We start from the raw sequence: 7,169 nt of genomic DNA on the forward strand, positions 1-7,169 counted from the left end.
GGCGACTGCCGCTGACTGGATGTCAGCGGCATCGTTTATTTCAATGGCCGGTCTGCTAGCGTCTGGCGGATACGCTAACTCCACCTTCTTGATGGGCTGGACAGGTGGTTACGTTATCCTGGCAATGCTGCTAGCGCCTTACCTGCGTAAGTTTGGCAAGTTTACAGTGCCTGACTTTATTGGTGACCGTTTCTACAGCAACACTGCGCGCTTCGTCGCGATTGTGTGTTTGATCGTTGCCTCTGTTACTTACGTTATCGGTCAAATGACCGGTGCTGGTGTTGCTTTCTCGCGCTTCTTGGAAGTGAGCAACACCTGGGGTATCTGGATCGCAGCGCTGATTGTGTTCCTGTATGCCGTTTTTGGCGGCATGAAAGGCATTACCTACACGCAGGTCGCTCAGTACGTAGTGCTTATCATCGCCTACACTATTCCGGCGGTGTTCATTGCCATGCAACTAACCGGCAACCCGATTCCGATGTTTGGTATGTTCAGTACTCATACGGAGTCTGGTATTCCGCTACTGACCAAGCTGGACGAAGTGGTCAATGCACTTGGTTTCCGCGACTATACCGCCGACGTCGATAATAAGCTGAACATGGTGCTGTTTACCCTGTCGCTAATGGTGGGTACTGCTGGTTTACCCCATGTTATTATTCGCTTTTTCACTGTGCCGAAAGTTGCTGACGCGCGCTGGTCCGCTGGTTGGGCACTCGTGTTTATTGCGCTGCTGTATCTCACCGCTCCTGCGGTTGGTTCCATGGCGCGCCTGAACTTGGCTACCACCGTCTATCCAGAGATGGCAGGACAAGTAGAGAATTACGAAGAAGCCGCCCGCAATCCGATTCTCTATGAAGATCGTCCTGAGTGGGTGCGCACGTGGGAAGAAACCGGGCTTATCGCCTTCAACGATCTTAACAATGACGGCCGCATCCAAATGTACAATGATGCTACCGACTATTCTGATCGTGGCTGGGAAGGTAACGAGCTGACCGTTAATAATGACATTCTGGTATTAGCAAACCCAGAAATTGCCAACTTGCCAGGCTGGGTTATCGGCCTGATTGCAGCAGGCGGTATTGCTGCGGCCCTCTCAACAGCAGCAGGTCTACTATTGGCCATCTCGTCAGCCATTAGTCACGATTTGATCAAAACAATGATCAATCCGAAGATCTCTGAAAAGGGTGAAATGCTGGCAGCACGTATTTCAATGGGCGGCGCGATTCTTCTGGCTACCTATCTTGGGCTTAATCCGCCCGGGTTCGCAGCGCAGACGGTTGCACTTGCCTTTGGTATCGCTGGTGCCTCACTGTTCCCAGCGCTGATGATGGGCATTTTCTCCAAGCGCATGAACAGCAAAGGCGCGATTTGCGGCATGCTGGCAGGTCTAATCTGCACCCTGCTCTACATCTTCACCTATCTCGGTTGGTTCTTCGTCCCCGGCACCAACATGCTGGCCAACACGCCAGATAATTGGATTCTGGGCATTTCACCGCTCTCCTTCGGTGCAGTAGGTGCGATGATTAACTTTGCAACTGCGTTTGCTGTCTCTAGCGCAACGGAAGAGCCTCCGCAGGAGATTCAAGACCTGGTAGAAAGCGTTCGTTATCCGAAAGGTGCTGGTGTCGCGGTCGACCACTAAGTCATAATCGGCTCCTCCTCTTTGGCACACTGCCATTAGATTCGGAATCGATACTTATCATCGGGCTTCCTTAGGGGAGCCCGATGTCATTTAGAAAGGATATTTTATGATCTGGCATCTTGTTGCCGCTGTATTTGCAGGGCTTGCCGCCGCAGGGATAGGTCTATTACTTAGAACGCTTAGCCGTAAACGGCTGCCTAAATGGATTGTGCCCGTTTTTGGTGGCCTGGGTATGCTGGGGTATCAGGTCTCAACCGAATACAGCTGGTTTGAACACAAGCGCTCTCAACTACCTGAAACTGCCATCGTCATTTCCAGCGATACGTCTAGTGCCGTGTGGCGACCATGGACCTTTGTGTTCCCGATGACGACTAAATTCAGCATCGTTGATAGCGACAATGTGCGCGCTCGTCACATTGACGATGAGTTAATTGCTGAATTTATTCTCTATCAATTCGAACGCCGCCATACCGATATACTGACCACCCAGCCTTATGTCTTGAACTGTACTCACCGCGAGATAGTCCCCCTGAATACAGAGACGGGCGACGCTGAGTTAAGCGAGCGTCGCACGCTACGGCAAACTGCGCCGTTGTTAACAACCGTTTGCCAACTTGCCGCCGATCAGCAGACGTGATGCCCCTCCTTCGCCTAGAATAGGGTCTTTAGTTAGATGATCGTTATTTGATATTAGATCGTCGCTAGGCGAAGCCTTCAACGTGGGGAGACGACATGTTTCATGGCGGTCTGCTGGTCGCGGTATCACTGCTTTACATTGCGGTGCTGTTTGGAATTGCCTGGTTCGGTGATCGTCGTGCACGGACTCACGGCGCCAGTCGCAGACGGCCAATCATCTACAGTTTGGCATTGGCCATTTACTGCACCTCGTGGACGTTTTACGGCGCGGTGGGGCAAGCAGCCACGGCTGGCTGGTCATTCGCCAGTATCTTTGTCGGGCCAATCTTAACGTTTTTACTGTTTTGGCCTGTTCTGGCAAAAATGATTCGTGTTGCCAAACACCAAAACGTCACGTCAATCGCTGACTTTATTGCTTCCCGCTACGGCAAAACCCAATCCCTTGCGGCGTTTGCTAGTTTAGTTGCCCTCATTGGCACCCTGCCCTACATTGCCCTGCAGTTAAAAGCGGTGTCTACCACCTTTAGTGTTCTTACTGACGCAGCGGATATGACCCATACGCCGCTGTTTGGCGACACAGCGTTTTATGTCGCTATCGTCATGGCAATCTTCGCTATCCTTTTTGGCACTCGCCACACGGACGCGACAGAGCACCACGAAGGGTTAATTCATGCAGTAGCATTTGAATCTCTGGTAAAGTTGCTGGCTTTTGTCATCCTCGGCGCTTTTGTTACCTGGGGCATGTTTGATGGCCTCGGCGAACTGATGGGCCACGCCGAAAGTCAATTGGAGTTGCAGCGCCAGCTAGCCAACCAAGATTTTGGCCAAAGTTTCTGGGCGCAAACGCTGCTCGCCATGCTCGCCATACTTTGCCTGCCTCGTCAGTTTCATGTGGCAGTGGTGGAAAATATCCATCCAGATGATGCAACGAAAGCACGCTGGCTATTTCCTCTTTACTTACTTGCAGTCGCCTTTTTTGTGGTGCCTTTGGCGGCAGCCGGTCTACTGCTGTTTTCGGAAAGCGGGGTTGAGCCTGATACTTACGTACTTGCTCTTTCGATGGCGTCTGGCCAGCAGTGGCTGACCCTGCTCACCTTTATTGGCGGATTTTCTGCCGCGACAGGCATGGTTATTGTGGCGGCAGTGGCAGTATCCATCATGATTTCTAATGAAATTGTGATCCCAGCACTATTTAGGTTGCGTTGGTTCGACACCAAAGCTCGTGACTATGGCCGCTTAGTACTCCGCGCGCGCCGCCTGACGATTGTTGCTGTATTGGCAATGGCTTACGGCTTCTATCAGCTCATTGCCGAATTCACCTCGTTGGCCTCAATTGGCATGCTGTCCTTTGCGGCCGCCGCTCAGTTTGCCCCCGCACTCATCGGCGGGCTGTATTGGAAGCGCGGTAACCGCCTCGGCGTTATTGTTGGCATGAACGCAGGCTTTGCGATTTGGGCATACAGCTTGTTAATGCCGGCTATGATCAATGCCGGAGTGCTGCCTCAAGCATGGCTGGCGGGCGGCCCCTTAGGGCTTAATTGGCTATCGCCGACAACCCTCTTTGGCTTAAACCTCAGCGATCCATTTACCCACGGAGTCATGCTGTCGCTGGGTATCAACTTGTTCTGCTATATCTTTGTGTCACAGGTGACTTCTCAGCGGGTCGTCGAGCGTATTCAGGCATCGCTGTTTGTCGATAGCGTAGAAACTCGTCAAACATCCGTAAACCGCCCATGGACAGGTGCCACCACTGTCGGTGACCTTAAAGTGCTGTGTGAGCGTTTTCTTGGGGCAGACCAAGTGGATCGTGCATTTGAGGATTACGCACGCCGCGCGGGCAAACCCATGGAAGATAGTTCACGGGCGTCTATCGACGTCATCCAATTTACTGAGCGCTTTCTTGCGTCAGTGTTAGGCGCATCGTCAGCACGGATAGTCGTTAACTCGGCGCTTCAGGGGCGCGGCATCGGCATTTCAGATGTCATTTCAATCGTTGATGAAGCCTCTCAAGTCTTAGAGTTCAACCGCGCACTACTGCAAGCCACCATTGAAAACATCAACCAGGGTATTAGCGTGGTTGACCAAAATTTGCGCTTGGTGGTGTGGAACCAACGCTATTTAGAGCTGTTCCGCTTCCCTGATCACTTGATACGGGTCGGCGCCCCCATGGATCGCATTTTTCGCTACAACGCGCACAGCGGCGAATATGGCCCAGGTGACCCGGAAGAGCATGTCCAACTGCTGCTAGACAACATTCGCGACGGCCAGCCTCACCGCTATGTGCGCTATCGCCAAGATGGCAGCGTATTGGAAGTCCAAGGCAACCCGATGCCTGGTGGTGGTTTTGTCTATACCTATCAAGATATTACTCAGCAGAAGCGCATCGAAGAGGCGCTGATCCGCTCTGAAAACAACATCCGTATCTACACCGATAATGTACCCGCACTGATTGCCTACTTTGATAAAGAGTGCCGTTACCTATTTACCAATCGCGCCTACGAACAAGCTTTCGACATAGATCGTAATGCCGTGATTGGACGCCGCTACGAAGACGTATTACCGGTTAAAAAAGCCGAAGAGCGCATGCCGTGGGTTCAGCGAACGCTGGCAGGCGAACGCGTCAGTTTTGAAGTCTCAATGCGCGTTAATGATGCCATGCGCTATATGCTGGTCACCTATACGCCCCACTTTGGCGATAGCCAATCGATTTTAGGCTTCTTCGCGCTTTATCAAGACATTACCGAGCGCCGCCAAGCCGAAATCGCCTTAAAAGTGACCAACGAAACCCTGGAAGAGCGCGTTCGCGAGCGCACGCAAGCACTTTCCGAGGCCAACGCGGCGCTGCGCCAAGAGAACCGTGTGCGCGCTGAAGCAGAGCAAGCGCTGCGCCAAGCGAAACAGTTAGCTGAAGATGCTAACGCCTCCAAAACGCGCTTTTTGGCTGCCGCTAGTCATGACTTGCTACAGCCGCTGAACGCAGCCCGGCTGTTTACCTCTGCATTAATGCAAAACGTCACCGCTAGCGACACCCAGCGCACCATCAGCCATATTGATAACTCACTTCAAGCCGCTGAAGAGCTGCTTGGCACTCTGCTAGATATTTCAAAGCTTGATGCGGGTGCGCTTACACCGCGACGCAGCCATTTTGCACTCGCAGATATTATTCGCCCATTGCGTGCCGAATTTGAAGTGATGGCCGATGACCGTGGGCTGGATCTTGTCGTCGTACCGACGCAACAATGGGTAGATTCCGATCCGCAGATGCTTCGCCGGATTGTACAAAACTTTTTATCCAACGCGATCCGCTATACCCAAGAAGGTCGTGTGCTACTAGGCTGCCGCCGCCAAGCGGGACGGCTTTCCATAGAAGTATGGGATAGCGGGCCTGGTATTCCTGAATCGAAGCTAACGGAAATTTTCCAAGAGTTCCGCCGATTGGATCAAGTCTCACGCCATAAAGAGAGTGAGAAAGGGCTTGGCTTAGGTCTCTCAATCGCTGATCGTATGAGCCGTGTACTTGACCACCCAATTAAGGTTCGATCCTGGGTAGGGGCGGGGACTGCATTCTGCGTCAGCGTTCCCATTGTTGCCGCCCGTGAAGTAACCTTAGCGGACCAAGAACCTCAAAACCGCCGTAGCGGTAATAAGTTAGCGGGTACCCGCATTGTGTGTATCGATAACGAAACGCTCATTTTAGAGGGCATGACGGCCATGCTAAGCGGCTGGGGGTGTGAAGTATTCACGGCGACCAGCATTGGCGGTGCAAAATCGATTCTGCGTAATATGGACGGCGACCCCGACGCCATCTTGGCCGACTATCATCTGGACAATGAAGTCACGGGGCTAATGGCACTCGAAGCACTCAGCGAGCGCTTTGAGGGAGCCGTACCAGGCATTGTGATTACCGCCGACCGCACGGAAGCGGTGGCCGAGGAGATCAAGCGTGCGGGTTATCAACTGCTGCTTAAGCCGGTCAAACCCGCCGCGCTACGCGCGCTTTTAACTCGCACTCTTCAGGCTAGCCGAGCAGGAGGGAAAACGTAATGATACGGCGGATTGATGCATCACATTGTCATTCCCGAAGCGAGACAGATGCATCACACCGTCATTCCCGAAGGGGGTTATCGGGAATCCAGTTTGACCTTTCTCGCTGATGCCTAGGAGCCTGCTTCAAAATGGATTCCCGCTAAAAGCATGCGGGAATGACACAGTGGTGAGGAACGCGGGAATGACGGAGCCGCGAGATAGACGCACCACACCGTCATTCCCGAAGGGGGTTATCGGGAATCCAACTTACCCTTCAAGAAGAAACTTTCGGCGGTTCCACTTCAAGTTTCTGAGCAGCAATAACAGCCTGGGTGCGCGAGTGCACTCCCAGCTTCCGCAGAATAGCCGTCACGTGGGCCTTAATAGTGGCTTCTGAGACGCTAAGCTCATAGGCGATCTGTTTATTCAACAAACCTTCCGTCAGCATATTGAGCACACGAAACTGCTGCGGCGTCAGAGAGGCAATTGCCTCCGCAAAACGCGACTCTTCTTCGCTGGTTTCATCTAAGACGTTCGCCAACGCTTCTGGCAGCCAAACTTCCCCTTGCAGAATTTCCCCCACCGCTTCAGCAATCAACTGTAGCGAGGAAGATTTAGGAATAAAGCCTGACGCGCCGTAATCGATGGCACGACGTACTACATAGGGCTCGTCACTGCCTGAAACAACCGCCACCGGAATATCGGGCATCTGGCCACGCAATTGAATCAAACCTGAGAAGCCATGCGCTCCTGGCATATGGAGGTCTAGCAAAATCAAATCAGCATCAGGATGTCGATTAACGACCTCAGTGGTGGCTTCCATGGTGTCGGCTTCGACAATCTCAGCCTGGGGGGCTAACTGGCG

At 52.7% G+C, this 7,169-nt stretch carries 4 protein-coding genes (1 of these 4 only partly in view); 3 read left to right on the forward strand and 1 reads right to left on the reverse strand.

The annotated features are described in order from the left end of the window. The 3 genes from INT22_RS17005 to INT22_RS17015 form a co-directional block, all read left to right on the forward strand. Window positions 1-1,642, forward strand: the 3' portion of a protein-coding gene (locus tag INT22_RS17005) for a sodium:solute symporter family protein (protein WP_193068618.1). Its footprint begins 164 nt before the window's first position; only the last 1,642 of its 1,806 coding nucleotides appear in the window; the start codon falls outside the window, past its left edge; its stop codon occupies window positions 1,640-1,642. A gap of 106 nt (window positions 1,643-1,748) precedes the next feature. After that, entirely contained in the window at window positions 1,749-2,279 is a 531-nt protein-coding gene (locus INT22_RS17010) for a hypothetical protein (protein ID WP_193061850.1), read from the forward strand. Between the two features lie 95 nt (window positions 2,280-2,374). Next, window positions 2,375-6,322 carry a NahK/ErcS family hybrid sensor histidine kinase/response regulator gene (locus INT22_RS17015; RefSeq protein ID WP_193068619.1) on the forward strand — a complete coding sequence of 1,316 codons (3,948 nt, stop codon included), beginning with the start codon at window positions 2,375-2,377 and terminating at the stop codon, window positions 6,320-6,322. Between the two features lie 256 nt (window positions 6,323-6,578). Here INT22_RS17015 and INT22_RS17020 read toward each other — a convergent pair. Continuing rightward, a partial coding sequence (locus tag INT22_RS17020) for a response regulator transcription factor (protein WP_193068620.1) occupies window positions 6,579-7,169 on the reverse strand: 591 nt, incomplete at its 5' end.

Origin of the sequence: Halomonas sp. 3D7M (assembly GCF_014897885.1) — a bacterium.
Lineage (GTDB): Bacteria > Pseudomonadota > Gammaproteobacteria > Pseudomonadales > Halomonadaceae > Vreelandella.

Bases quoted from the DNA above. Each gene is read 5' to 3' on its own strand.
- INT22_RS17010 (WP_193061850.1), top strand. From the start codon at position 1,749: ATGATCTGGCATCTTGTTGCCGCTGTATTTGCAGGGCTTGCCGCCGCA.
- INT22_RS17015 (WP_193068619.1), top strand. From the start codon at position 2,375: ATGTTTCATGGCGGTCTGCTGGTCGCGGTATCACTGCTTTACATTGCG.